Origin of the sequence: Streptomyces sp. NBC_01116 (genome assembly GCF_041435495.1) — a bacterium.
Taxonomy (GTDB): Bacteria; Actinomycetota; Actinomycetes; order Streptomycetales; family Streptomycetaceae; genus Streptomyces.
Window position 1 is genome coordinate 2,702,019 of the sequence record NZ_CP108644.1, and the last position, 25,560, is coordinate 2,727,578.

The window sequence follows — 25,560 nt, forward strand, 5'->3', positions numbered from 1 at the left end:
CCGCTCACCCGCCGCCGAGCGGCCAGGTGTGCGGACCCTGCGGGTCGTCGAGCCAGGCCCACTGCCGGCCCTGGCCGACCGTGATGCCGTACCTCTCCCGCTGCGGGCGCTCCTCGCGCTCCCAGAGGGAGAGTGCCTCGCGCGGATCGAGGGTGCCCGCGGTCAGGGTCAGGAGGAACCGGAAGAGGTCGTCCCCGGCGACCCGGCGCGGCAGTCCGCCGAGGTGCGGCAGCACGCCGGGCCCCGGAAGCGCCCCGCGCAGGGGCACGAAGTACGCCGGGGTGTGCAGGAAGTGCCCCTCGGCGCGCGGGCCGTGCGCCGTCGCGCGGACCCGGAGCAGGACCAGGCCGGTGGCGAGCGGCGCGAGGATGCGCGCCCCGGGACGGCACTGTTCCGGCCAGGTCCCCGGTACGGACGGCAGGGTGCAGGTCGCGATGATCCGGTCGTACGGGGCGCGCTGGGGGCAGCCCCGGGCCCCGTCGCCGGTGACCACCGTCGGGTGGTGTCCGGCCGCGGCGAGGTGGCCCCGGGCCGACTCCGTGATCTCCGGGTCCAGGTCGACGCTGGTCACCGCGGAGTCGCCGAGCCGGTGGGCGAGCAGCGCCGCGTTGTAGCCGGGGCCGGTGCCGATCTCCAGGACCGTGTGTCCGTCCCGTACGTCGAGGGCGTCGAGCATCAGGGCCATCAGGGACGGCTGGCTGGAGGACGAGACGAGTTCGCCGTCCTTGACGCGGGTGGCCAGCGCCCCGTCGGCGTACACCCCGCGCAGCCAGCGGGAGCGCCGTTCGGGATCGGGGTCCTCGCCCCAGAGGCGCTCGAAGCCCCGGATTCCGTGCACGTAGTAGAAGGGCACGAACAGGTGGCGGGGCACCTCGGCGAAGGCCGCGCGCCAGGCGGGGTCGGTGAGCTCGCCCCGTGCGGCGATCTCCCGCACGAGGGCTTCCCGCGCCGCGTCGGCCCCGGGCGGGGAGGGGCCCTGCCGGTGTGCACCCATGTCTCCACTGTCCTGCGCCGGGGCCGCGCGGGCGAGCGGTCGAGCGGGCTTTTCGGCCCATGGTCCTAGGACCCCCGCCCTCGGCCGGTGCGTCTGCGACCATGGACGGGTGACTGAGATTCCGCGCGACACGCTTCAGGAGCAGACCTTCTACGAGCAGGTCGGCGGCGAGGCGACCTTCCGGCGCCTGGTGCACCGCTTCTACGAGGGCGTGGCGGGCGACGAGCTGCTGCGGCCGATGTATCCGGAGGAGGATCTGGGTCCGGCCGAGGAGCGGTTCGCGCTGTTCCTCATGCAGTACTGGGGCGGCCCGCGCACCTACAGCGACCACCGGGGCCACCCGCGGCTGCGGATGCGGCACGCGCCGTTCCGGGTGGACCGGGCGGCGCATGACGCCTGGCTCGCCCATATGCGGGTCGCGCTGGACGAGCTGGGGCTCGCGCCCGAGCACGAGCGGCAGCTGTGGGACTACCTGACCTACGCCGCCGCCTCGATGGTCAACACCGCCGACTGACCGGCGTCAGCACCGCGCCCGATCACCTTCAGCAACGCGGCCCGATCACCGTCAGCACGGCGGCCTGAACGCCGTCAACACGGCGACTAGCGCGCCGAATGATCAGATCTGCACGATCCGTGACCGGGCAACTCCGGAATTCGACACTCCACCTCCGCATAACGATCACGATCGCATCAAGGTGCACCTGTAAGCGGTTACCGAAACCCTGTTGCCTCTGAAAGCATCACCGGTACGTCGGGGGGCGTGCGCACGCGGTGTTTCCGGGGCTGGGGGATCAGGTGACGGGTTTCGTCCTTCTGCGGGTGAGGGCTCACCGCCTCCTGCTGTCCGCGGCCGTCCTCGCCGTCCTGCTGACCACCTCCGTCCTGGCCGCGCTCACCGCGTTCTCCGGTTCCGTGGGCGACGCGGCCCTGCGCCACACGCTCACCCACGGCTCGGCCGCCTCCGCCGCCCTCGTCGTCTCCGCTTCCGTGGACCACGAACAGCGCGCGGAGGCCGACGAAGCCGTCCGCGCGGCCTCCCGCGACGCCTTCGACGGGCTGCCCGTGACCGTGGGGAAGCTGGAGAGTTCGGGGTCGTACGCGCTGCCGCGGAGCCTCCAGGACCCGGCCGCCCGACGCGGCGAGCCGGACCTCACCCACTTCGCCGCCCTCGACCCGAACCGGGTGCGGATCACCGGGGGCAGGGCGCCCGCCGCCTCCGAAGGCGCAGGACCCGTCCAGGTCGCGCTGCCCGTCGTCGCCGCCGAGGCACTGAAGCTGAAGCCGGGCGCGCGGCTCACCGTCACCGACCGGCTGCGCGACAAGAAGCAGCGGATCCTGGTCACCGGCGTCTACGAGGCCGCCGACCGGTCCGACCCGTACTGGCAGCTGGACCCGCTCGGCGGGCGCGGGGTGCGCGAGCTCGCCTTCACGACGTACGGCCCCCTGCTCACCGACCGCTCGGTCCTCGCCTCCGGCGTGCTGGCCGAAGGCGAGACGTCCTGGGCGGCCTCCGCCGACTTCGCCGAGCTGACCACCGGCTCCATGGAAGGACTGCGCGAGGCGTCGGCCGCCGCACCGAAGGCCCTCGCGGCAGCACCGGTGTTCGCGTCCGGGGTCACCGCGCGGATGTCGCTGCCCACCGTGCTCGACCAGCTCGACCGGGCGCTGCTGGTCTCCCGGTCCACGCTGATGATCGTCGCGGTGCAGCTGGTGCTGCTCGCCGCGTACGCCCTGCTGCTCGTGGCCCGGCTGCTGAACAGCGAGCGCGACGGCGAGCGCGAACTGCTGCGGGCCCGGGGCGGTTCGCGGGGCCGGATCACCTCCTTCGCCGCGATCGAGGCGCTGTTGCTCGCCGTGCCCGCCGCGGTGGTCGCCCCGCTGCTCGCGGGGCCGCTGACCGGGCTGCTGGCCGAACGCAGCGCCCTGTCCCGGATCGGGCTGAAGGTCCAGGAGGCCTCGACCGGCACCGTGTGGCTGGTCTCCGCGGCCGTCGCGCTCGCCTGCGCGCTGGCCGTGGTGGCCCCGTCGCTGACGGCCGGGGCCGGCGGGCGCAGGACCCGGGCCGCGTCGCTGCCCGGTCCGGTGCGGGCGGGCGCGGATCTCGGGCTGCTCCTGATCGCGGCGGTGGCGTACTGGCAGTTGGACCGGCAGTCGGGCAGCGGAGCGCTCAGCGGCGACCAGGCGGGGAACCTCGGGATCGACCCCCTGCTGGTCACCGCACCCGCGCTGGCGCTGCTCGCCGGGACGGTCCTGACGCTGCGTCTGCTGCCGCCCGCCGCGAAGCTCGCCGAGCGACGCGCCGCCAAGGGCCGGGGGCTGCCCGCGGCCCTGGCGGGCTGGCAGTTCAGCCGCCGCCCGCTGCGCGGCGCGGGGCCGGTGCTGCTGCTGGTCCTGTCGGTCGCGATGGGCATGCTGGCGATCGGGCAGAGCGCCTCCTGGAACCGCTCGCAGTCCGACCAGGCCGACTTCGGCTCCGGCGCCTCGGTCCGGCTCGTGGGCGGGCACGGGAGCGGTCCGGCGGCGGCCGGCGCCTACAGCGCCCTGGAGGGGGTGCGGCAGGCGGCGCCCGCCTTCCGCGCGGACGTAGAGGTCTCCGGCGGACGCACGGCCGAGGTCCTCGCCCTGGACACCGCCCACGCGGACGAGCGGATGCTGATGCGCGACGACCTCGCCGACGGCAGTCCGCGGGAGTTGTTCGAGGCCATCGCCCCGGAGCGGGCGCCGCGCCCCGGGCTCGTACTCCCCGAGGACAGCACCCGGGTGAAACTGAACCTGCGGATCACCACGGAGTCGAAGCCTTCCGGGGACAGCCTGTACCCGGACCCGGATCCTCCGGTGGTCACCGTGCTCCTGGAGGACCGCTACGGCCTCCCCTACCGCGCCCTGGCCGGTCCGGTGCCGGTGGACGGCCGGCCGGTCCAGGCGTCCTTCCCGGTGTCGGCGGCGGGCGGTCTGGCCGTGACCGGCATCGAGGTGGACGGCTCCGCGCCGTCCGACTACGCGCGAAAGCAGCGGGTCTCGGTGAGCGACGTGCGGGCGGTCGCCGGGTCGGGCGCCGAACGCCCGGTGGCGGCCCCGGAGTCGATGCGCTGGGACGCGGCCATGACGCTCACCGAGTACGGCGAGGAACGGCCGGGCACGCCGCCGGTGCGCAACGGCGTCTCGGGCCTGCCCGACTTCACGTACGACACCGGCGTGGACAACGAGGACAACTGGGAGCCGACCTCCGGCACCCTGCGGGTCACCGCCGCCCGGCCGAAGGCCGCCGTGGTCAAGGCGGTCGCGACGGACGCCTACCTGAAGAGCACGAACGCGAAGCTGGGCGACGAGATCGACCTCACCCTGGCCGGGAACACCGTCCGGGTGACCCTGGCGGAGGCGGTGCGCCGGCTGCCGACCACCGAGGCCGGCGGGTCGTCCGGCGCCGGGGAGCAGGCAGCGGGCGACGGCGGCGCGCTGCTGCTGGACCTCAAGGCCGTCACCGAGGTCCTGGCCCGCCGGCCCACCGCCACGATCGAGGCGACCGAATGGTGGCTGAGCGCCGCCCCGGGCGACGCCGCGAAGGCGGCCGCCGCCCTGCGCGCCCTGCCGGACACCGATCCGGCCCAGGTGCTGGTCCGGGCGGAGGCCGCGCAGCAGTTGGTGGACGACCCGCTGGGTGCGGGTCCGCAGTCGGCCCTGCGGGCCGTGGCGGTGGTCGCCGCCGCGCTGGCCGCGGTCGGCTTCGCGGTCAGCGCCTCGGGTTCCCGCCGCGAACGCTCCGCCGAGCTGGGTGTGTTGCGGGCGCTCGGCGCACCGCGCCGCCAGCTGGCCCGCATGATCGCCGCCGAACAGGGCGTGCTGATCGCGCTCGCCCTGCTCATCGGGCTCGGCATCGGCACGGTGCTGACCCGGGCCGTCGTCCCGCTCATCGTGCTGACCGGGCAGGCGGACCGGCCTGTTCCACCGGTGCTGGTGGAGCTGCCCGCCGGGCAGGTCGCGGCGCTGCTGGCCGGGGTCGCCGCCCTGCCGCTCGTGATCGTCGCGACGATGGCGCTCCGCCGCGGGGACCCGGCGGTCACACTGCGCCACCAGGGGGACCACTGACATGCGTCACAACGAACGGGCGGCCTCCGCCCCGTGGATCCGTACCCGGCTGCGTACCGCGCCCGGTGCGGCGACGGCACTCGCCGTGCTGGTGCTGGTGACGGCTTTCCTGGCCGCGGCGTTCCCGCGGGCCGTGGACGCGTACGAGTCGAAGGGGCTGCGCCACGACATCCTGACGGCGGACGCGGGTCGCAGCACGCTGGAGGTCGCCCGCCCGCAGCCCGGGCTGGAGCTGCCGCAGGCGCAGCGGGACGCCGAGGTGCGCGGCCCCGAGCTGGCGCGGATCGGGGCGGGGCTGCTGAAGACGCTGCCCGCACCGCTGCGCGCCGACACCTCGTCGGTCGCGTACGGCGTGCGCACCACGAAGCCGGCCGTCGCGAACGAGCCCTGGCTGCCGAGGCCCGAAGCGGTTCCGCCGCAGTTCTCGTACGTGGCGCAGTCGGGGCTGAAGGAGCACGCCACCCTGGCCTCGGGCGCCTGGCCGACGACGCCGCGCGAGGTGACGTCGGACTCCCGTGAGGTGCAGGGCGCGGTCACCGAGGAGACGGCGGCCGAGCTGAAGGTGAAGGTCGGCGCGACCATCGAGCTGCTCACCGCGGCGCAGGAACCCATCACCGTCACGATCACCGGCATCGTGGCCCCGCGCGACCCGCGGGGCAGCTACTGGTCCGCCGATCCGCTGCTGCGCACCCCGTCGCTGGTCCCGGACCCCACGAGCCCCTTCCCGGTGCACTTCTGGACCGGCACCGTCCTGCTGGCCGAGGACGCCGGTCCCGCGCTCCTGAGCACGGCCGCCGAGCCCGTCCTCTTCTGGCGCATCCCGCCGGACCCCGCCGGGCTGACCGGCCCCGACGCCGCCCGGCTGACGTCCGTCATCGCCTCGCTGGAGAGCGGCCCCGGGCTGCTGAAGGTGCGGGAGGTCGCCGGGGGCACCGCGATGGTCGCCACCGGACTCGGCCACATCGTGGAGGCCAACACGCGGATGCGCGACGCGATCAGCCCCGTGATCGCGGTCGCCGCCCTCGGTATCGGCTCCGTGGCCGCCGTCGTCCTGCTGATGACGGGGGCCCTGATCGCCGCCCGCCGCCGCGGCGAACTGGCGCTGATGCGCTCACGCGGCGGCTCGCTGCGCGGCATCGGCGGCCGGCTGCTGGCGGAGACCGCGGTGACCGTGCTGCCCGCGAGCGCGCTCGGGCTGCTGCTGGCGGTGCTGGCGGTGGGCGAGGGCCGATGGTGGCCGGGCGCGCTGGCGGCCGCCGGCGTCGGCCTCCTGGTGTGTGTCGCCCTGCCCGTGCGCACGACGCTCCAGCACATCCGGCCCACGCTGCACGGGGCCCGCGAGGACATGGTGAGCGCCCGGCCGTCGCGGCGGCGGACCGTCGCCGAACTGACCCTGCTCGTGCTGGCGGTCGGCGCGGTGACGGCGCTGCGCCGTCGCGGCACGTCGGCCGAGGGCGGCACCGACCTGCTGGTCAGCGCCGCGCCGGTGCTGGTCGCGCTGATCGCGGCGCTGGTGCTGGTGCGGCTCTACCCGCTGCCGCTGCGGCTCGCCGCGCGCCCCATGGCCCGGCTGCGCGGGGCGATCGGCTTCCTCTCGCTGGCCCGCGCCGGCCGTTCCTCGGCCGGCGGGGCGCTGCCGCTGCTGGCCCTGTTGCTGGCGCTGGCCACGGCGGCGTTCGGCGGCTCGGTGATCGCCGGTATCGGGGACGCGCGGGACGATGCCGCGCTGGCGTCCGTCGGCGCGGACGCCCGGGTCAGCGGCGCGAGCGAACGGGCGACGCTGCCGGACGCGTTGGTCCGCGCGGTGAGCGACCTGGACGGCGTACGGAACGCGGCGCCGATCCGGGTCGAGTACGGCGTGGCCCTGCCGGAGGCCGTGGCCGGTGACGGCGGTACGGACGCGGGCGGTGACGGGGACGGGGCAGGCTCGGACCGTGCCGGTACGGGTAACGGCAGCGGCGGCGACGTGAGGGCCGCGGCCCTGGTGGGCGTCGATCCCGCCTCGTACGCCGAGCTGGCCCGCGCGACCGGGCTGCCGGCCTTCCCGGCCGCCCCGCTGAAGGCCACCGGCGCCTCGGCCTCCCTGCCCGAGGGCGCGAAGTCCCAGTCCGGTCCGGAGCGCGTCCTTCCGGCCATCGCCTCCCCGACGGTGGCGGCCCGCCTGGGCAAGGAGCCGCAGGCGGTCGACACGCTGTCCGGCAACTTCAAGGTCCAGGTCGTGGGCACCGCCTCGCGCGTCGCGTCGGTCTCCACCACGAACTTCCTGATCGTGAACTCCGCCGTCCTGGAGCAGAAGGCGCCCACCACGCTGCTCCTGACCGGGGCGCCGGATCCCGGGAGACTGCACGCGGCGGTCGAGGCGGGCGGCAAGGAGTACGCCGTACAACTGCGTTCCGAGGAGCGCGCGCGGTATGTGAACACCCCGATGCAGGCGGGGGCAGAACGGATCTACCTCGCGGCCGTCGCGGCCGGCGCCGGCTACGCGCTGCTGGCCGTACTGCTGTCGCTGCTCCAGACAGCGCCGGAGCGCAAGACGCTGCTGGCGCGGCTGCGGACGATGGGGCTCACCACCGGGCAGGGCCGACGGCTGCTGGCCTTCGAGGCGACACCGCAGGCGCTGCTGGCGGCGGGCGGCGGCCTGTTCACCGGCTGGGCGACCATCGCCCTGCTCTCCCCCGGCGTCGATCTGGTCCCGCTGGCCCTCGCGGGCGTCGCCGGAGCGGACACCGGCCCCGTCGTGCTCCGCACCGACCTCTGGTCGCTGGGGCTGCCGGCCGCCGGGGTGGTGGCGCTCGCCGCCGCTGTCGCGGGCGTTCAGGCGTGGTGGGCGAGCCGCCGCGGATCGATCACCGAACTCAGGGCAGGAGACTCCCGATGACCTCGTCCACCGAGACGGCAGGCACGGCCGGCGCGGCCGAAACGACGCTGGCGGAGCTGGAGCAGCGGGCCGCGGCCCGCCGGGACCGCCCTTCCTACGGGCACGACGCGCTGATCGCCTGCGACCGTGTGGTGCGGATCTTCACCACGGACGGGGTGGAGGTGCAGGCCCTCCAGGGCCTCGATCTGCTGGTCACCGAGGGCGAGTTGATGGCCCTGGTGGGGGCTTCGGGCAGCGGCAAGTCGACGCTGATGAACATCCTGGCGGGCCTGGACGTGCCGACGGCGGGTTCGGCGAAGGTCGCGGGCTGCGATCTGCTGTCGATGGGCCCGAAGGAGCGGCTCCGCTACCGCCGGGACGTGGTCGGGTTCGTCTGGCAGCAGACCGCCCGCAATCTGCTCCCGTATCTCACCGCGATCCAGAACATCACCCTGCCCATGCAGTTGCGCGGCGGTGGCGGCAAGCGCGAACGGGCCGCCCGAGCGGAGTCGTTGCTCACCATGCTCGACATCGCGGACTGCCGCGACCGGCGCCCCCAGCAGTTGTCCGGTGGGCAGCAGCAGCGGGTGGCCATCGCGGTCGCCTTGGCCAACTCCCCCTCCGTGCTGCTCGCGGACGAGCCGACCGGGGAGCTGGACTCGGCCACCGGGGAACAGGTCTTCGCCGCGTTCCGGCGCGCCAACGAGGAGTTGGGCACCTCCATCGTGATCGTCACCCATGACCAGGCGGTCGCCGACGAGGTGCGGCGTACGGTCGCCATCCGCGACGGCCGTACGTCCTCCGAGGTGCTGCGCCGCACGGAGGTGGACGCGGCGACGGGCCAGGAGTCGCAGGTGGCCCGGGAGTACGCGATGCTCGACCGGGCGGGGCGGCTCCAGCTGCCCGCGGACTACACGCAGGCGCTGGGCATGGAGCACCGGGTGCTGCTGGAGCTGGAGCAGGACCACATCGGCGTCTGGCCGGACGCGCACGGGGCAGCCCCGAAGGAGCCGGGCACGCCCTAGGGCGTGTTTCGAAAGTAGCGCCGTCCGCCCGGAGGGCGGGCTCGGCGGCGTCTGGTGCGTGCGATCGCAAGGCGGAGGGTCGCCCCGATACTGGATGTATCGGGGTGATCCCGACAACGCGGCGAGGGATGGGGCCTCCCCTGCTCGAGCGAAGCCGAGAGCTTGGGGAAGTGCCAGACGCCGCCGAGCAGGCGGGACTTTCGAAACACGCCCTAGCAGCCCGGGAGCGGACACCGGCGCGCGCCCCGGCAGGCGGGAGCACGGCAAGTAGGGCTGGCACCAGGACAGTTCGAGGGGCTGTCCGGATGGTGGCGGCATCGGGTGCGCTCGTAACGTCGGTCAGGTCATTCCACCTGCTCCGAGGAGCGCCATGCGCGTCGCCCCACTCCTGTTCGTCGGCCTGGGACTGGCCGGTCTGCTCGCGGGAGCGGTGCCCGCGACCGCGGCCTCCCCGTCGCCCGCACCCGTACCCCGGCACCTCGACTGGGGACCCTGCCCGGACCGGCACGAGGATCTGAACAGAGCGGGCGCCCAGTGCGCCGACGTCACCGTGCCCCTCGATCACGCCGATCCCGGCGGCCGCACGATCCAGGTCGCCATCTCCCGGATCAAGGCCGCGGACCCCTCCCGGCGCCGCGGCATCCTCCTCTCCAACCCGGGCGGGCCGGGCGGGGCCGGTCTCGACAACACCCTGCGCCTGCGACCGGCGTTGGGGGACGTGGCGGACCGCTACGACCTGATCGGCTTCGACCCCCGCTTCCTCGGCGACTCCACGCCGGTCGGCTGCGCCCCGGCGGCGCCGGCCGTGCCGCCCGGCCCCGTCACCTCCGCGCGCCGGGACTTCGACAGATCGGTCCTCGCGGCCCGTGACACCGCGCGGCGCTGCGGCCGGCACGGGGACAACGCCGCGCTGCTCCCGCACGCCTCCTCGCGCAACGTCGCCCGCGACATGGACGCGATCCGCGCGGCGCTGGGCGAGCGCAGGCTCTCCTACTACGGCGTCTCGTACGGGGCCGATCTGGGCGCCGTCTACACCCAGCTCTTCCCGCGGCGGGCGGACCGGATGGTGCTCGACTCCAGCACCGACCCCACGGCCACCCAGTACGAGCTGTTCCGGTCGGCCGGGAAGCCGCTCGAAGAGGCCCTGGACACCTGGGCCGGCTGGACCGCCCGGCGCCACGGCGCCTACGCCCTGGGCCGCACGGCCGCCGAGGTGCGGGCCCGTGTGCAGCGGCTCCTCGACCAGGCGGAGAGACGCCCGGTGTCCGTCGCCGGCACCCGGCTCGACGCCCCCGTCCTGCGGCTCGTGCTCCGGCAGCTGATCCAGCACGAGGAGTACGACGCGGCGTTCGCCGGCACGGTACGGGACCTGGTGGACGCGGCCGCCGGAAAGCCGGTCGAGCCCGGTCCCGAACTGGCCGCGATGCTGGAGATGCTCGCCTCCCCCGAGCTGGCGGACAGCATGCTGGGCGGTGCGGTGTTCATGTGCGGGGACGGCGGCTGGCCGGCCGGCGGATGGCCCGCCGACCCGGAGACGTACTGGAAGAACTCCCAGCGCAGCCGGACCGAGCAGCCCGTCTTCGGTCCGTTCGTGAACGGGATGACGGCCCCCTGCGCCTTCTGGGAGACCGGGCCGGCAGAGCCCGGCACCAGGATCGGCAACGACGTGCCCGTCCTGATGCTCCAGGCCCGCCACGACAACAACGTGCCGTACGAGGGGGCGTTGGCCCTGCACCGCAGGCTGACCGGATCGCGGCTGGTGACGGCGGACATCCGCGCGCACGGCGTCTACGGGCGCGGGACCGACGGGTTGCGACCGGTGCCCTGCGCCGACCGGGCCGTCAACGCCTATCTGCGCGACGGGGCCCTGCCCGCGCACGACCTCACCTGCCCCGCGGCCGGGAGGTCCGAGCGATGATCGGCGGGCATCCGGGGGGGGCGGGACCTCCGGGTCAGCGGGGGCCGACGGTGAAGGGCAGGGCTCCGAGCTCGCCGCTCGTCGTGCGGCGCAGGGCGATCGAGCCGTACGGGGTCCGCAGCCTGAGCCAGATGCCCGAGGACAGCAGCGATACCGGGAAACGGGGGTCGGCCCGGAGGAAGCCGAGGGACTGGGCCGCGTGGACGGCCCGGAGCGGAAGCCCCGTGGCGCCTACCGGCCGGGACCAGATCTCGCGGCCGATACGGTCCCGCTCGGCACGGGTGCGCCGCTCCTCGGGCAGGGCCTCGTCCCGGGTGCGGAAGTCGGCGACGGCGGCTTCCAGCTCGGCGCGCAGGGCGTCCGGCCCCGGCAGCCCGGGCTGCTCCCGCCAGGGGCCCCGGGGCGGCAGCACACCGGTCCACGGCGGCCCGGTGACGGGGGCGGGCAGCGCACCGGCGCCCGGCTCCGGGTCGCCCTCGGGGTCTCCGGGACCGGGAACGTCCAGGCTCTCCAGCAGCTCCCCGGCCGACACCGTGACGTCGAGCGTCTCGGGGCGGGCCAGGCGGGCGGCGCGGATGGCGAGGACCTCGAAGGAGGGCGGACGGCCGAACACGGCCAGCGCGTCGCCGCCGCCCGCCTGGAGCCGGACCGCGGCGGCCCGGTCGTAGTGGAGCAGCCGGCCGAGGAAGGCGGCGAGATCCGCCGCCTCCCTCGCGTCGGCGAACCGCAGCGACTGCACGGGCACGGTCATGCCGCGGCGGGCTCCTCTGCCAGGTACTGCTGGAGGAAGAGCTTCTCCTCGGCGGAGATCCGCCGGGGCCGCTCCGCCGCCAGGTCGTACGGCACGACGACGGTCGAGGCGCGTACGTACACCTGGTCGGGGTCCTTGATCTCATAGGCGATCGTCAGGGACGCGGCGCCGATCTTCGTGACCCACGACTCGACGGTCACCGGCTCGTGCCGGTGGACCAGCGGCCGCACGTAGTCGATCTCGTGACGGGCCACGACGGACCCGCCCGAGAACGACGGCGAGCCGTCCCCGGGCGCCAGCCGGAACATGAAGTCGATGCGCGCCTCCTCCAGGTAGCGGAGGAAGACCACGTTGTTGACGTGGCCGAAGGCGTCCATGTCCGACCAGCGCAGGGGGCAGCTGTAGAGATGACGAGCCAAGACGATCAGCCTCGCGTGAGCTTCTTGTACGTGGCACGGTGCGGGCGTGCCGCGTCCGCGCCGAGGCGCTCGATCTTGTTCTTCTCGTACGACTCGAAGTTGCCCTCGAACCAGTACCACTTGGAGTCACCCTCGTAGGCGAGGATGTGCGTGGCGACGCGGTCCAGGAACCAACGGTCGTGGGAGATGACCACCGCGGCGCCCGGGAACTCCAGGAGGGCGTTCTCCAGCGAGGAGAGCGTCTCGACGTCGAGGTCGTTGGTGGGCTCGTCGAGGAGCAGCAGGTTGCCGCCCTCCTTGAGCGTCAGGGCCAGGTTGAGGCGGTTGCGCTCACCACCGGACAGGACGCCGGCCGGCTTCTGCTGGTCCGGGCCCTTGAAGCCGAAGGCGGAGACGTAGGCGCGCGAGGGCATCTCGACCTGGCCGACGTTGATGTAGTCCAGCTCGTCCGAGACGACGGCCCAGAGGGTCTTCTTCGGGTCGATGTTGGCGCGGGACTGGTCGACGTAGGAGATCTTGACCGTGTCACCGATCTTGACCGAGCCGCTGTCCGGCGTCTCCAGGCCCTGGATCATCTTGAACAGCGTGGTCTTGCCCGCGCCGTTCGGACCGATGACGCCGACGATGCCGTTACGGGGCAGCGTGAACGACAGGTCGTCGATGAGGACCTTGTCGCCGAAGGCCTTCGAGAGGTTCTCGACCTCGACGACGATGGAACCGAGCCGCGGGCCCGGCGGAATCTGGATCTCCTCGAAGTCCAGCTTCCGCATCTTGTCCGCCTCGGCCGCCATCTCCTCGTAGCGGGCGAGTCGGGCCTTGGACTTGGTCTGGCGGCCCTTGGCGTTGGACCGCACCCACTCCAGCTCTTCCTTGAGCCGCTTCTGACGCTTCTCGTCCTTGCGGCCCTCGACCTTGAGGCGGGTGGCCTTCTTGTCGAGGTAGGTGGAGTAGTTGCCCTCGTAGGGGATCGCGCGGCCGCGGTCCAGTTCGAGGATCCACTCGGCGACGTTGTTCAGGAAGTACCGGTCGTGGGTGACGGCGACGACGGCACCCGTGTACTTCGAGAGGTGCTGCTCCAGCCAGTTCACCGACTCGGCGTCCAGGTGGTTGGTGGGCTCGTCGAGGAGGAGCAGGTCCGGGGCCTCGATGAGCAGCTTGCAGAGCGCCACACGGCGCTTCTCGCCACCGGAGAGGTTGGTGACCGGCCAGTCGCCGGGCGGGCAGCCCAGGGCGTCCATGGCCTGCTCCAGCTGCGCGTCCAGGTCCCACGCGTTCGCGTGGTCCAGGTCTTCCTGGAGCTTGCCCATCTCGTCCATGAGCGCGTCGGAGTAGTCGGTCGCCATCAGCTCGGCGACCTCGTTGAAGCGCTTGAGCTTGCCCATGACCTCGGCGGCGCCGTCCTGGACGTTCTCCAGGACGGTCTTCGACTCGTCCAGCTTCGGCTCCTGCATGAGGATGCCGACGCTGAAACCGGGCGAGATGAAGGCGTCGCCGTTGGAGGGCTGCTCCAGGCCCGCCATGATCTTCAGCACCGTGGACTTACCGGCGCCGTTGGGCCCCACGACACCGATCTTCGCGCCGGGCAGGAAGTTCAGGTTGACGTCATCGAGAATCACCTTGTCGCCGTGCGCTTTGCGCGTCTTGCGCATGGTGTAGATGTACTCAGCCAAGAGAAACCGTCCGGCAGCAATAGAGGTGTGGGCAGATACACCCCATCTTGCCTGACGGCCCTCCCCGGACGGAAACCCGTCCGGGGATCGACACGGGAGCGACGTCACTCCCTGAGCACGGAAGCTCACCCGGCGTCGGCGTGAGGCTTCTTCCGGCGGAGGCTGAAGACCGCGCCGCCGCCCACGACGAGCAGTCCGATGGCGACCGCGGCGAGCATCGGGGTGGCGCTGGAGCCGCCGGTCTCGGCGAGGTCGCCCGCCAGCCCCGACGTGGCGGAGCCGGTCGTGGCGGGCACGGACTGCGGGGCGCTCCGGGTGCCGATGTCGTTGCCGGCGTCGCCCTCGCCCACCTGGTCCAGGACGCTGCCGCTGGTGGCGCAGTCCAGCACCCCGGTGAAGGTCCTGGCGAACCCGGCGGGCCCGGTGATGGTGAAGTCGTACGCCTGGTCCTCGGCGACGGGGACCGTCACCGTGCGGGTGGCCCCGGCGGCGATGGTGTGCTCGGTTCCGGCCAGCTCGAAGGTGAACGGCTTCTCGCCCCGGTTGGCGGCCGTGATGTCCACGCCGCCCGCGGCGCAGTTCTTCCGTGCGGTCAGCGCGGGGGCGGCGTCCTTCTCGGCCCAGGTGGCGGTGGCCCGCGCGGAGACGGTGGACTCGCTGGAGCCGGCCAGGATCTGGGTCTGGGTGCGGCCGGTCCCGACGAGGGCCCGGCCGACCGGCACGGAGGTGGTGGCCTGGACGGCGAGGGACGCGGTGCCGTCGGCGGTGTCCTTCGGCACGGCGAAGTAGAGCCGGTCGCCGTCCGCCGCTTCGGTGACGGGCTCGCCCTTCTCGTCCGTGACCGCGATGCCGCTGACCGGCGCGTCCACCGGGGGCGACACCGAGACCTGGTCCGCGGAGGTGCGGACGGTCACGGGGCCGAGCCGCTCTCCGGCCCGGCCGGAGACGGCGGCCGGCTCCAGGGTCAGCGAGGCCCGGGGCTCCTTGGCCTTGCGCGCGTTGCGGTGCAGCCAGTCGGCGAGCTTCTCCGCCTGCTTGTCCGACGCGGTGATGTCGGCGTTGTCCGAATAGCGCCAGATGGCGACCTGGGTCCCGGCGGCGGCGGTCCGCTCGGTCAGCGGCCCGGTGCCGGCGGCGGCGGCGAGCGCGGCCAGGTCGTCGACCTGGGGGTAGGAGTGCTGGAGGATCCAGTGGATCTTCCCGGCGTTCCGGTTGCCGCCCAGCGAGGTCTCGGCCCAGGGGGTCTCCAGGTACTTCGCCTGGTCCTGGGTGGGGTTGTGGAGGTCGATGCAGTAGGTCTTGAGCTTGCCGCCGCCGTCGACGGTCATCTCGAACAGTCCGGCGGGCAGCTCCTGGGTCCGGGCGGGCGCGCCGTCCTTCCCCGCGATGCGGAGGACGGCGCTGTCGTAGGTCTTCAGCCCGTCGAGCACCGCGGCCGCGCCGCCGTGGTGCCGGCCCGGGTCGTCGGCCGCCGCCGGTCCGGCGCCGACGAGTGCGGCAGCCGCGACGAGACCGGAGAGCAGCAGCGCCGCGACCGGGCGGGGGATCCCGCGGCCCGGGGGCGCCCCTGTCGTGCCGGACGGCGCAGCGGACGCTGAAGACGCAGAAAACACAGAATTCCCCTCCGGGCGAGGCCCTCGCGCGTGGTGCGCGTGTGGGGAATGCCTCGCCAGCAGACCCAAGTGACCCGTGAGCACTGGGAATCCTAAAGAACGGGCGAAGGGCAGTCCCCCGTACTGCCCCCGCACAACCATTCCGAATCGGAATCGTTATCGCCCGACGGCCGGCGCGCTTGTCGAGGATCGGCCTTTTCAGGACACCGCCGCCATTGCGCCGACGTGTTCCCGCTCTTCCCGCGACTCCCCCGCATCGCCGTCCGTGACGCTTTCCGGACGCTCCGTCAAAAGGGCTTCCGCTCGGGCCGCTCGGCGGAAGGCGGCCGTTCCGCGGCTCAGGTCGTGGCCGACGGCGACGGCCTCGACATCGACGAACGTCCGCCTCTGACCGGCCTGTTCCTCCTCCCGGACCTTCAATCGGCCGTGCACGACCAGAGGTTCTCCGACCGATACGGAACCGGCCAGATTCGCGGCGAGCGTCCGCCAGGACCAGACGGTGTAGAAGCTGGTGCGGCCATCGGCCCAGAGCTGTTTCTCACGGTCCCACCGCCGCGGCGTCACGGCGAAACGGAATCGCGCCATTCCGCCGGTGGCCGTCTCGCGGAACTCCACAGCCGTCGCGGCGTTACCCACCAGGGTCACCAAGGTCTCGTTCATTTCCCGCCCCGCTTTCCTTGTCGTACCGGATCACACCGCTCGTACCGCATCGCACCGCTCGTACCTCCCGGTACGAGCGGTGGGGTGCGGACTCCATGGTGGGCGCCGGATGGGAATCGCGTCGGGGGCTGTGGACTACCGGCCGGTTGTGGAGAACTCCGTCACCGTCACGTACCGCTCCCGCACTTCCCGGTAGCGCACCAGCTCGGCCGCGACCGGATCCAGGACCCTGGCCCGGCCGCACCCGGCGGCCGCCTCGCGCAGCCGGCGCTCGGCGTCCTGCCCGTACCTCCTGGCCGGTCCCCGGATGGCCGCGGCGCAGGACCACTCCACGAGCGGGCCGCCGACGACTCCGGCCAGCATGATGAGCGCGGGCGTGAGGAGCCCCGGCTCCAGGACGCCGATGATCTGGCCGACCAGCCACAGGCCGCCGAAGATCTGGAGGAGCGTCATCGACACCTGGGCCAGCACCGCGGCGGGCCACCACTTCGGCCGGGGCGGCTTGGCCGGGCGGCCGCCGAGCGCGCCGCCGAACGGGGCTCCGGTGGCGGCGCCCTGTCCCGCCTCCGTCCCGCCGCCCCGCTTGGCCGCGCCGGGGGCCCCGGCCCTGACCGCCAGTTCGTCCAGCGCCTCGGGCAGCCCCTCCGCCCCGGTGAACGCGGCCTCGCGCACCGCCTGCGCCCAGGGCCCCGGCAGCCCGTCGGCGGCGTCGTCCGCGACGATCCGCACCGCCTGCTCGACCCGTTGCCGGGCCGTCAGCTCCTCCTCGGGCGGGGTGAGCGCCTGGCCCATCCGGTCCAGACTGCCGGGCAGGCCCCGGTTCTCGTACCAGCGCCAGAGCCGCAGCCACGGCGTCCCGCAGGCCCGTCCGGCGTTCCTGCGCCACTCCCGTTCGGCGGCCTGTCCGGCCGCCGCCGCGCCGACGGCCTCGGCCAGCCGGTCGGTGAACTCCTCGCGGGCCCGCTCGCCCAGTCCGGGCCGCCCCTCGGCCACGTAGACCGGGCGCAGCCGCGCCGCCGCCGCGTCGACGTCGGCCCAGAGGCGGCGGGTGGCGGCCGTGCGGTCCTGGACGAAGCGGCCGACCATTTCGCGGAGTTCGGGCACCCCGTCCCCGGTGAGCGCGGACAGGGACATGACGGTGGCGCCGGGTTCGCCGTGCTCGCCGAGTGCGATGCCGTCGTCGTCGAGGAGCCGGCGCAGGTCGTCGAGCACGAGGTCGGCCGCTTCGCCGGGCAGCCGGTCGGTCTGGTTGAGGACGACGAAGGTGACCTCGGCGTGTCCGGCGAGCGGGCGCAGATAGCGTTCGTGGAGGGCGGCGTCGGCGTACTTCTCCGGGTCGACGACCCAGATCACCGCGTCGACCAGGGCCAGGGCCCGGTCCACCTGGTCGCGGTGCTCGGTGGCCGCCGAGTCGTGGTCGGGCAGGTCGACCAGGACGAGCCCCTGGAGCGCCTCGTCGAAGGCGACGGGCCCGGGGTGGGGCCTGCGGCGCAGTCGGCCGGGGACGGCGAGGCGGTCCAGCAGGCCGGCGGCGCCGTCGGTCCAGCTGCACGCGATGGGCTGGGAGGTGGTGGGCCGGCGCAGCCCGGTGTCGGAGATCGGGGCCCCGGCGAGCGCGTTGAACAGGGTCGACTTCCCGCTGCCGGTGGCGCCCGCGACGGCGATGACCGTGTGCCGCGAGGAGAGCCGCTGCCGGGCGGCGGCCTCGTCCAGGACGCGTCCCGCCTCGGCGAGGGTGTCCCGGTCGAGCCGGGCGCGGGACAGCCCGACGAGTTCGCGCAGGGCGTCGAGCCGGGGCGGCAGCGGCCCGCCGGAGGGATCGTACGCCTCGACCTGCGGCTCCGCGTCGTCCTCGGCGGACGCCCGGGACACGGTGTCACCGGCCACGTCCGCTTCGGCCGCCGCCGCGCGCCGGGCGATGAGTCCGTCGTCCCAGCGCCCGTCCCCGACCCTGCCCGGCGCGCCCCCGTCCGCCTTCCCGCCGTCTCTGCCGCTGAGGCCGCTGTCCTTGCCGCTGCCGTTGCCGTTGCCGTTGTCCTGGTCCGTGACGGCGGTCATCGCTGCCACCTCTCCTTCTGCAGTACGGAAAGCGCGGCGATCAGTTCGGCCTGGGGTTCGGGGGCGACGTCGAGCGCGTCGAGCGGGGCGAGGCGGCGGTCGCGTTCGCCGTCGAGCACGTGGTCGAGGTAGGTCGTCAGCAGCTCACCGCCCTTGTCGCGGAGGCGCAGCGCACCCTGGGCGCCGATGCGTTCGGCGAGCTGCTCCCCCGCCGCGCGGGCGCGCCGCCCGCCGAGCAGGGCGGCCGCGAGCAGCGCGGAGACGGTCTCGGGGGCGGGCGCCACGTTGCGTTCGAGCTGGCGCACCTCCTCCTCGGCCAGTTCCTCCAGGACCCGCCGCCACCGGCGTACGGCGACCGAGATCCGGCCTTCGACGTCCTCGGCGGGCCCCCAGCCGCCCGCCTCCCGTACGGCGTCCTCGAACCGGAAGAGGCTGCCGGCGGGCTCGCGGCCCCACTGGGCGCGGATCTGTTCGTCGGCGGCGGAGACCGAGCACTGGAGCAGGGACACCAGGCTGTCGACGAGGGCTTCGAGGAGTTCCTCGGGCGAGCTGTAGAGCGGGTAGCCGCGCCACCGGGTGCGCGCGTCCCCGGAGAGCACCGCACCGCTCCGGAGGCGGCGCCGGATCCGGGCGGCCTCCTTGCCGTACGCGTCCTGGACCACCCCGGTCAGCCGTACGGAGGCGGCGTACTGGGCGGCGACGGCGGAGGCCAGTGCGGGCATCCGCACGTTGAGCGACTGGATGACGCCGGAGGCGGTGCGCGCCACCGCCTGCTGCCGGGCGGCGGGGTCCTGGGCCCGGTGGGCGAGCCAGGCGCGCAGCGGGGCGACAGCGGTGGTGGGGAGCAGTCCGCTGCCGCCGCCCGCGGACTCGGGCAGCTCCGGGATGGTGAACCGGGGTACGTCCCCGAGTCCGGCCCGGGTCAGCAGCGCCGCGTACTGCCGGGACACCTCGGTGATCACCTGGTGGGGCACCCGGTCGAGGACGGTGACGAGGGCCGCGTCGTACTCCTTCGCGGTGCGCAGCAGGTGCCAGGGCACGGCGTCGGCGTAGCGCGAGGCGGTGGTGACCATCACCCAGACGTCGGCGGCGCAGATGAGTTCGGCGGCGAGGACCCGGTTGCGCACGACGAGCGAGTCGATGTCCGGGGCGTCCAGGAGGGCGAGCCCGCGGGGCAGGCTGACGGCGGTCTCCACCCGCAGCGCGGTCTCCCCGTCCTCCCCCCGGGCGGCGAGGTCGTCCAGCCCGTCCGGGTCGGGAGCCTGGCCCGGCGGCAGCCAGATCCGGGTCAGCTGGGGCAGCACCCGCACTCCGGCGAACCAGTGGTGGTCGTCCGGGTGACAGACCAGCACCGGGGTCCGTGTGGTGGGCCGCAGCACCCCGGCCTGGCTGACCCGGCATCCCACCAGCGAGTTGACCAGGGTGGACTTCCCGGCCCCGGTGGATCCGCCGATCACGGCGAGCAGCGGCGCCTCGGGGTCCTTGAGGCGCGGCAGGAGGTAGTCGTCGAGCTGGGCGAGGAGTTCGACCCTGGTCTGCCGGGCCCGTTCGGCCCCCGGCAGGGGCAGTGGAAGACGCACGGCGGCGACACGGTCGCGCAGGGCGGAAAGTGCGTCGATGAGCTGAGGCCGTACGTCCATGGTCACCACATGCGAAGAATGCCCAATTTTGAAGCCTTTTTGAAGCGTATAGCCCCCTCTGCGCGGCGGTTCCACCCTCTGGACAGAGTCAGGACAGAGGGGACGAGTGGGGCGGGGGCATAACGAGTGCACAACACCCGGCACGAGGGGAGCGAAAACCGATGCAGGAATCGCACCTACCTGCGATTATCGGTTCGCTTCACCGAACCTCCACATCGTGCCACGCAGGTGAAGCAACCGGGTCCAGGGGATCGGAGCCCTATCCTTGTCCCGGCACGGCCACGGAGCCACCGATCAGGACTCCCGGCCCCCGTAGCTCAGTGGATAGAGCAGGCGCCTTCTAAGCGCTTGGCCGCAGGTTCGAGTCCTGCCGGGGGCGCACCGACCGCACGACCGAGAGGCCCTCCGCACCGGAGGGCCTTTTCGTCGGTCAGGGGGACGCTAGCGAGCGGGGCGTCATGACGGCGTAAACAGCGTTCTGCCCCCTCATGCGTCCCGCCTCCCATGCCTTCTGCCCCTCACGCGTCCCGCCGCCTCACCATCCCGCTGCCTCACGCGTCCCGGCGCCGGAGCAGTGCCAGGGCCCCGAGCGTGAGCGCCGTCGTGCCGGCGGCGACCAGGAGCAGGGAGGGCCAGGCGCCCAGGCTGCCCACCGCGTCGGCCGCCGCGTCCGAGGTCTGGGTGAGCTTCTCCAGGGCGGCCGTCGGGGAGAGGCCGGCGATCCAGCGTTCGGCGTCGCCGAAGAGGGGGCCGGACAGGGACGGCAGGATCAGGAGGCCGATGACCGTGGTGACGGCGCCGGCGGAGTGGCGTACGAGGGCGCCGACGGCGAGGCCCAGCACGGCGGCCACCGCGAAGGACGCGGCGATGCCGAACAGGGCGGGCAGCGGCTCGCCCTGGGCGTACCGGCCCTCCGGCAGCATGGCGTCCCCGACGAGGTAGGCGGCCGTGCAGGAGGCCAGGGCGAGGAGGTACACCACGCCCGCCACCAGCGTGGCCTTGGCGGCGAGGACCGTGCCCCGGCGGGGGCAGGCGGCGAACGTCGTGCGGATGGTGCCGCTGCTGTACTCCCCCGAGGCGACGAGCGCCCCGACGACCGCGGCCAGCATCTGGGCGACGACGGTGAGCGTGAGACTGCCGCCGAGGACGGTGTCGTCGGGTTGCAGGCTCCCGCCGGCGGCGATGAACACCGCGCCGACCACCGGCAGTACGGCGGTGGCCACGGTCGTCCACACCGTGGAGCGCACGCTGCGGAACTTGATCCACTCGTGGGCGAGGGCCTCCCGGAAGCCGGTCCGGTCCGTGCGGGTGGCGGGAAGGGCGAGCGTGGTCGTGGTCATCGGGCTGTCTCCTTCCGGGGCGTCGACGGGCTCCTGTCCTCGGCCCGGTACTCCACCGAGGACCGCGAGAGCGACGTGTAGACCTCCTCCAAGGAGGAGTGGGCCGGGGTGAGTTCGTGGACGGCGACCCCGTGCTCCCGGGCCAGGTCGCCGATGGCCGGGGCGTCGGGTCCGTCGACCCGCCAGCCGCCCCGGGCGTCCAGCCGTACGCGCGCTCCGGCCGCTTCCAGCAGGGTGCGCAGCCGTTCCGGTTCGGGTGACCTGACGAGGGTGTGCGCGCGGGAGTTGGTCTCGATGAAGTCGCGCATCGTCGTGTCCGCGATGAGCCGGCCCCGTCCGATCACGATGAGGTGGTCGGCCGTCCGTTCCATCTCGCTCATGAGGTGGCTGGAGAGGAAGACCGTGCGGCCCTCCGCGGCCAGGGACTTCATGAGGTCGCGGATCCAGCGGATGCCCTCGGTGTCCAGGCCGTTGACCGGTTCGTCGAGGATCAGCACCTCCGGGTCCCCGATCAGTGCCGCCGCGATGCCCAGCCGCCGGCCCATGCCGAGCGAGAACCCCTTGGTGCGCCTGCGGGCCGTCTCCAGGGGGAGGCCGACCTGGTCCAGCACCTCCTCGACACGGCGGCGCGGGATGCCGTTGCTCGCGGCGAGCCCGGCCAGGTGGTGGTAGGCGGAGCGGCCGCCGTGGACGCCCTTGGCGTCGAGCAGGGAGCCGACCGCCCGCAGCGGTACGGGCAGGTCCGCGTAGGCCCTGCCGCCCACGGTGACGCGCCCCGCGCTCGCGGAGTCGAGCCCCAGGATCAGGCGCATGGTGGTCGATTTGCCGGCGCCGTTCGGGCCGAGGAAGCCGGTCACCCGGCCCGGCCGCACCGTGAACGACAGCCGGTCGACGGCGGTTCGCCCGCCGTAGCGTTTGGTGAGTTCCGTTGCTTGGATCATGCGGCCGACGCTAGGAGCGGGGGGCCGATGGCGAATCCTCCGGCGGGAGTCGCCTCCTGCTCCCGCCGGAGTAGGGCACGCCCCAAGGGCTGTCCCGTCATCCCTGGTGGATCAGCGTGCGGCGTCGGATGCGGTGCGTCGCACGGCGGAGGGACGTCCGCATACGGGATGTACGGGGATGTTCCGACAACGCGGCGAGGCGCCGTAGCTGTCGTCGCGCGCCCGCCAGATGACGGGACAGCCCTTAGCGTTCTCCCGCCCTGACCAGGCCCGTTTCGTAGGCGAGGACCACCAGCTGGGCCCGGTCGCGGGCGCCGAGCTTCGTCATGGTCCGGCTGACATGGGTCTTCGCGGTCAGCGGGCTCATGATCAGCGCCTTGCCGATCTCCTCGTTGGACAGTCCCGCGGCAACGAGCGCCATCACCTCTCGCTCCCGGCCGGTGAGCACGGCGAGCCGTTCGGCGCCCGCCGCCTCCGGGGCCTTCAGACGGGCGAACTCCTCGATCACCTGACGGGTGACGGCGGGGGCGAGCAGGCTCCGGCCCGCCGCGACCGTGCGGATCGCGGCGCGCAGGTCGTCCGGCTCGATGTCCTTCAGCAGAAAGCCCGCGGCGCCGTGCCTCAGGGCCTCGAAGACGTACGCGTCGACCTGGTACGTGGTGAGCACGACGACGCGGACCCGGTCGAGGGAGCGGTCCTCGGCGATCCGGCGGGTGGCCTCCAGGCCGTCGACGCCGGGCATCCGGATGTCCATCAGCACGACGTCCGGGCGGGTCGTCCGGACCGCCTCGACGGCCCGGGCCCCGTCGGCGGCCTCCGCGACGACGACCAGGTCGTCGGTGAGGTCGAGCAGGGCGCGGAATCCGGCCCGTACGACCGTCTGGTCGTCGGCGAGGACCACACGGACGGTCCCCCGCGCCCCCGCAGCGCCCTCCAGCCGCCCGTTCACGGGGCCGCTCCCCGGGTCCCGTACAGCGTCCCGTTCATGAGGCCGTTCCCCCGGCTCCCGTACAGCGTCCCGTTCATGAGGCCGCTCCCCCGGTCCCCGTACAGCGTCCCGTTCATGAGGCCGTTCCCTCCGTCGGCAGTTCGGCGCGGACGCGGAAGCCGCCGCCCGGCACCGGACCGTACGTGACGCCACCGCCCACCGCGACCGCGCGCTCCCGCATGCCGATCAGGCCGAAGCCCCGGCCGTCGGGCGGGGCGGTGGGAGGCTGCGCCGGGGGGCCGTCGTCCACGACCTCGACGGTTAGCCGGGTGGCGTCGCGGGTCACCGACACCGCGGTGTGCCGCGCGGCGGAGTGCTTCACCACGTTGGTCAGCGCCTCCTGCACGATCCGGTACGCCGTGGCCTCGACGACCGCGGGCAGGGCGGCGTCCCCCGTGTCCCGCCGCAGGCTGACCCGTACCCCGCCCGCCTCGACCCCCGCGACCAGTTCGTCCAGCTGGGCGAGGCGGGGAGCCGGAGCCGTGGACTCCGCCGCGCGCAGGACGGACAGCGTGGCGCGCAGTTCCCGTACGGCTTCCTTGCCGGAGGCGCGCACCTGCGTCATCGCCTGCCGCGCAACCTCCGGCGCGGCGTCCAGCGCGTCCAGCGCCACCCCGGCCTGCACGGTCATCGCGCTCACCGTGTGCGCGAGGATGTCGTGGATCTCCCGGGCGACCCGCGCCCGCTCCTGGCGGACCCGGCGGGCGGCCTCCCGCTCGCGGTCCTCCTCGGCCCGCGCGGCGCGCGCAGCGTACTCCGCCAGCAGTTCCCTACGGGTGCGCACCACCTCGCCCAGGAGCAGCGGGACGAGCGGCCAGACCATCTCCAGGACGGGCAGCCCCTGCGGGTTGACCACGTCCCGGCCGATCTTCAGCGCCACCGCGCCCGAGAGCGTCGCGGCGATCACCCCGGTCCACAGGGTGCGCCGGCGGTCGCCGAGCACCGCGACCGTGTACAGCGCGACGATCACCGGGAGGTTCAGCAGTTCGCCGATGTGCCCGTGCAGCGCCCACCCGGCGCAGGCCGCCCCGGTCACCCAGACCACCGGAACGGGCCGACGCCGGCGGAGGACGAGCGCCGCCAGGGAGACCACGAGGAGGGCCCAGGTCAGCGCGTCGGCCTGGCGGTAGCCGGGCTCGTTGACGGCCGCGTCGGCGGTGGTGAGCACCCCCACCACGGCCACCACCAGCAGATCCACGACGATCGGCGGCAGAGCCCGCGCACGGGCGGCCAGGCGCTCGAAGGTCATCACCCCCTCACGGTAGGAGGCGGGGCGTCCGGCCGCATACGACAGCGGGAGTACACCGGTCCGCGCCCGGCCGTACGGGGCAGGGCGGCGGGAAGGTCGTGGCGCGGGCGCGTGGCGGGGGCGTGGCGGGGTCACGGCGGCAGCGCGGCCGGTGACGCGGGGCACGGTGCCGAAGGGCTCGGCGCCGTACCCGTCGGGCAGCAGTTCGGGCGCGGCGCAACCTTCCGTCCGGCAGGACGTTCGGCAGGGGGTGGGAGCGGGCAAATCGATCAGGTGGGCCCGAAGGCGGAATCCCCGCCGCAGGGCGCTCCCGACCGTCCCCCTCACCCGGCGGGTGTACGCGGCTCCGCGCCGTCGTCCGTCCGCCGGTCCCGCCGACCGCACACCGAAGCGCCCGCGTGAACTACGCACCATCAGGGAAAGGAGCGCCGCGATGGCGACCCCGCTGTCTGCAGCCAGGCTGCTCAAAGCCCTCCGCGACGAAGGCCTCCACGTCGTCGAGCACCGGAGTTGGCGTACCAACAACCGGAACCACAAGGGTCCCTGGGGGCCGACGCACGGCGTGATGATCCATCACACCGTCACCTCGGGCACCGCCTCCTCGGTCGAACTCTGCTACAACGGCCACTCCGCCCTGCCCGGCCCGCTCTGCCACGGGGTCATCTCCAAGGACGGGTCCGTCCACCTCGTGGGCAACGGACGGGCCAACCACGCCGGGCTCGGCGACGACGACGTCCTGCGCGCCGTCGTCGCGGAGAAGGCGCTGCCCCCGGACAACGAGGCCAACACCGACGGCAACCGGCACTTCTACGGCTTCGAATGCGTCAACCTCGGCGACGGCAAGGATCCCTGGCCGGCGGCCCAGCTGCTGGCGATCGAGCGCGCCGCCGCCGCCGTCTGCCGGGCGCACGGCTGGTCGCAGCGGTCGGTGATCGGGCACCTGGAGTGGCAGCCGGGCAAGGTCGATCCGCGCGGGTTCACCATGAACGCGATGCGCGCGCGGATCGGCAAGCGGCTGGACGCCTCCCCGGACGGGCCCTCCGATCCGCCGCCGAAGCCGACGTACGAGCCGTTCCCCGGGGCCGCGTTCTTCAAGGTCGGCCGCAACAGCGCGGTCGTCACGGCGATGGGCAAGCGGCTGGTGTCCGAGGGCTGCGGACGGTACACGGTGGGCCCCGGCCCGGCCTGGTCCGAGGCCGACCGGAAGTCGTACGCCGCCTGGCAGCGCAAGCTGGGCTACACGGGCGGCGACGCGGACGGCGTTCCCGGCAAGAGCAGTTGGGACCGGCTCAAGGTGCCCAACGTGTGACGGCGGCGCGTCCGGCTCCTTCCCCTCTCCACCCGGAGGGGA

At 73.9% G+C, this 25,560-nt stretch carries 18 protein-coding genes and 1 tRNA gene; 7 read left to right on the forward strand and 12 right to left on the reverse strand.

Annotated elements, in window-relative coordinates; all coding sequences use genetic code 11:
* Nucleotides 1–4: 4 nt before the first annotated feature.
* Entirely contained in the window at nucleotides 5–994 is a 990-nt protein-coding gene (locus OG245_RS11750) for a methyltransferase domain-containing protein (protein ID WP_371623465.1), read from the reverse strand.
* A gap of 109 nt (nucleotides 995–1,103) precedes the next feature.
* Here OG245_RS11750 and OG245_RS11755 point away from each other — a divergent pair, with 109 nt between their 5' ends.
* The 5 genes from OG245_RS11755 (at nucleotide 1,104) to OG245_RS11775 (ending at nucleotide 10,880) form a co-directional block, all read left to right on the forward strand.
* Nucleotides 1,104–1,508 carry a globin gene (locus OG245_RS11755; protein WP_003969111.1) on the forward strand — a complete coding sequence of 135 codons (405 nt, stop codon included), beginning with the start codon at nucleotides 1,104–1,106 and terminating at the stop codon, nucleotides 1,506–1,508.
* Nucleotides 1,509–1,789: 281 nt separating this feature from the next.
* On the forward strand, nucleotides 1,790–5,080 hold the full coding sequence (locus OG245_RS11760) for an FtsX-like permease family protein (protein WP_371623466.1): 3,291 nt from the start codon (nucleotides 1,790–1,792) through the stop codon (nucleotides 5,078–5,080).
* Between the two features lies 1 nt (nucleotide 5,081).
* The gene (locus OG245_RS11765) at nucleotides 5,082–7,958 is read left to right on the forward strand and encodes an ABC transporter permease (RefSeq protein ID WP_371623467.1); all 2,877 of its coding nucleotides are present in this window, start codon (nucleotides 5,082–5,084) and stop codon (nucleotides 7,956–7,958) included.
* The gene (locus tag OG245_RS11770; protein ID WP_371623468.1) at nucleotides 7,955–8,962 is read left to right on the forward strand and encodes an ABC transporter ATP-binding protein; all 1,008 of its coding nucleotides are present in this window, start codon (nucleotides 7,955–7,957) and stop codon (nucleotides 8,960–8,962) included. The genes OG245_RS11765 and OG245_RS11770 overlap by 4 nt, the downstream gene beginning before the upstream one ends.
* Before the next feature lie 370 nt (nucleotides 8,963–9,332).
* Entirely contained in the window at nucleotides 9,333–10,880 is a 1,548-nt protein-coding gene (locus OG245_RS11775) for an alpha/beta hydrolase (RefSeq protein WP_371623469.1), read from the forward strand.
* A gap of 34 nt (nucleotides 10,881–10,914) precedes the next feature.
* On the opposite strand, the gene OG245_RS11780 is transcribed toward OG245_RS11775, so the two are convergent.
* The 7 genes from OG245_RS11780 to OG245_RS11810 all read right to left on the reverse strand — a co-directional run bounded on the left by OG245_RS11780 (nucleotide 10,915) and on the right by OG245_RS11810 (nucleotide 19,691).
* A complete protein-coding gene (locus OG245_RS11780) occupies nucleotides 10,915–11,631 on the reverse strand; it encodes a hypothetical protein (protein ID WP_371623470.1) in 717 nt (238 codons plus the stop codon).
* Complete coding sequence (locus tag OG245_RS11785) at nucleotides 11,628–12,050, reverse strand: thioesterase family protein (RefSeq protein WP_007448086.1); 423 nt, start codon at nucleotides 12,048–12,050, stop codon at nucleotides 11,628–11,630. Before OG245_RS11785 ends, OG245_RS11780 begins: the two co-directional genes overlap by 4 nt.
* 5 nt (nucleotides 12,051–12,055) lie before the next feature.
* Nucleotides 12,056–13,720, reverse strand: coding sequence for an energy-dependent translational throttle protein EttA (gene ettA / locus OG245_RS11790; protein WP_371623471.1), 1,665 nt, complete (start codon nucleotides 13,718–13,720; stop codon nucleotides 12,056–12,058).
* A 125-nt stretch (nucleotides 13,721–13,845) separates the two neighbouring features.
* Complete coding sequence (locus OG245_RS11795) at nucleotides 13,846–15,333, reverse strand: Cys-Gln thioester bond-forming surface protein (protein ID WP_371623472.1); 1,488 nt, start codon at nucleotides 15,331–15,333, stop codon at nucleotides 13,846–13,848.
* 198 nt (nucleotides 15,334–15,531) lie between these two features.
* Nucleotides 15,532–15,993, reverse strand: coding sequence for a single-stranded DNA-binding protein (locus tag OG245_RS11800; RefSeq protein ID WP_371623473.1), 462 nt, complete (start codon nucleotides 15,991–15,993; stop codon nucleotides 15,532–15,534).
* A 135-nt stretch (nucleotides 15,994–16,128) separates the two neighbouring features.
* The gene (locus OG245_RS11805) at nucleotides 16,129–18,051 is read right to left on the reverse strand and encodes a GTPase (RefSeq protein WP_371623474.1); all 1,923 of its coding nucleotides are present in this window, start codon (nucleotides 18,049–18,051) and stop codon (nucleotides 16,129–16,131) included.
* On the reverse strand, nucleotides 18,048–19,691 hold the full coding sequence (locus tag OG245_RS11810; RefSeq protein ID WP_371623475.1) for an ATP-binding protein: 1,644 nt from the start codon (nucleotides 19,689–19,691) through the stop codon (nucleotides 18,048–18,050). The genes OG245_RS11805 and OG245_RS11810 overlap by 4 nt, the downstream gene beginning before the upstream one ends.
* Nucleotides 19,692–19,997: 306 nt before the next feature.
* Between OG245_RS11810 and OG245_RS11815 the strand changes: the two genes are divergently transcribed.
* Nucleotides 19,998–20,070, forward strand: a tRNA-Arg gene (locus OG245_RS11815).
* A gap of 172 nt (nucleotides 20,071–20,242) precedes the next feature.
* On the opposite strand, the gene OG245_RS11820 is transcribed toward OG245_RS11815, so the two are convergent.
* The 4 genes from OG245_RS11820 to OG245_RS11835 form a co-directional block, all read right to left on the reverse strand.
* On the reverse strand, nucleotides 20,243–21,031 hold the full coding sequence (locus OG245_RS11820) for an ABC transporter permease (protein ID WP_371623476.1): 789 nt from the start codon (nucleotides 21,029–21,031) through the stop codon (nucleotides 20,243–20,245).
* The gene (locus OG245_RS11825; RefSeq protein ID WP_371623477.1) at nucleotides 21,028–21,972 is read right to left on the reverse strand and encodes an ATP-binding cassette domain-containing protein; all 945 of its coding nucleotides are present in this window, start codon (nucleotides 21,970–21,972) and stop codon (nucleotides 21,028–21,030) included. Before OG245_RS11825 ends, OG245_RS11820 begins: the two co-directional genes overlap by 4 nt.
* Nucleotides 21,973–22,216: 244 nt before the next feature.
* Nucleotides 22,217–22,921, reverse strand: coding sequence for a response regulator (locus tag OG245_RS11830; RefSeq protein WP_371623478.1), 705 nt, complete (start codon nucleotides 22,919–22,921; stop codon nucleotides 22,217–22,219).
* A gap of 112 nt (nucleotides 22,922–23,033) precedes the next feature.
* Nucleotides 23,034–24,209 carry a sensor histidine kinase gene (locus tag OG245_RS11835; protein ID WP_371623479.1) on the reverse strand — a complete coding sequence of 392 codons (1,176 nt, stop codon included), beginning with the start codon at nucleotides 24,207–24,209 and terminating at the stop codon, nucleotides 23,034–23,036.
* Nucleotides 24,210–24,642: 433 nt separating this feature from the next.
* Between OG245_RS11835 and OG245_RS11840 the strand changes: the two genes are divergently transcribed.
* Complete coding sequence (locus OG245_RS11840; RefSeq protein WP_371623480.1) at nucleotides 24,643–25,518, forward strand: peptidoglycan-binding protein; 876 nt, start codon at nucleotides 24,643–24,645, stop codon at nucleotides 25,516–25,518.
* The last annotated feature ends 42 nt before the right edge of the window (nucleotides 25,519–25,560 follow it).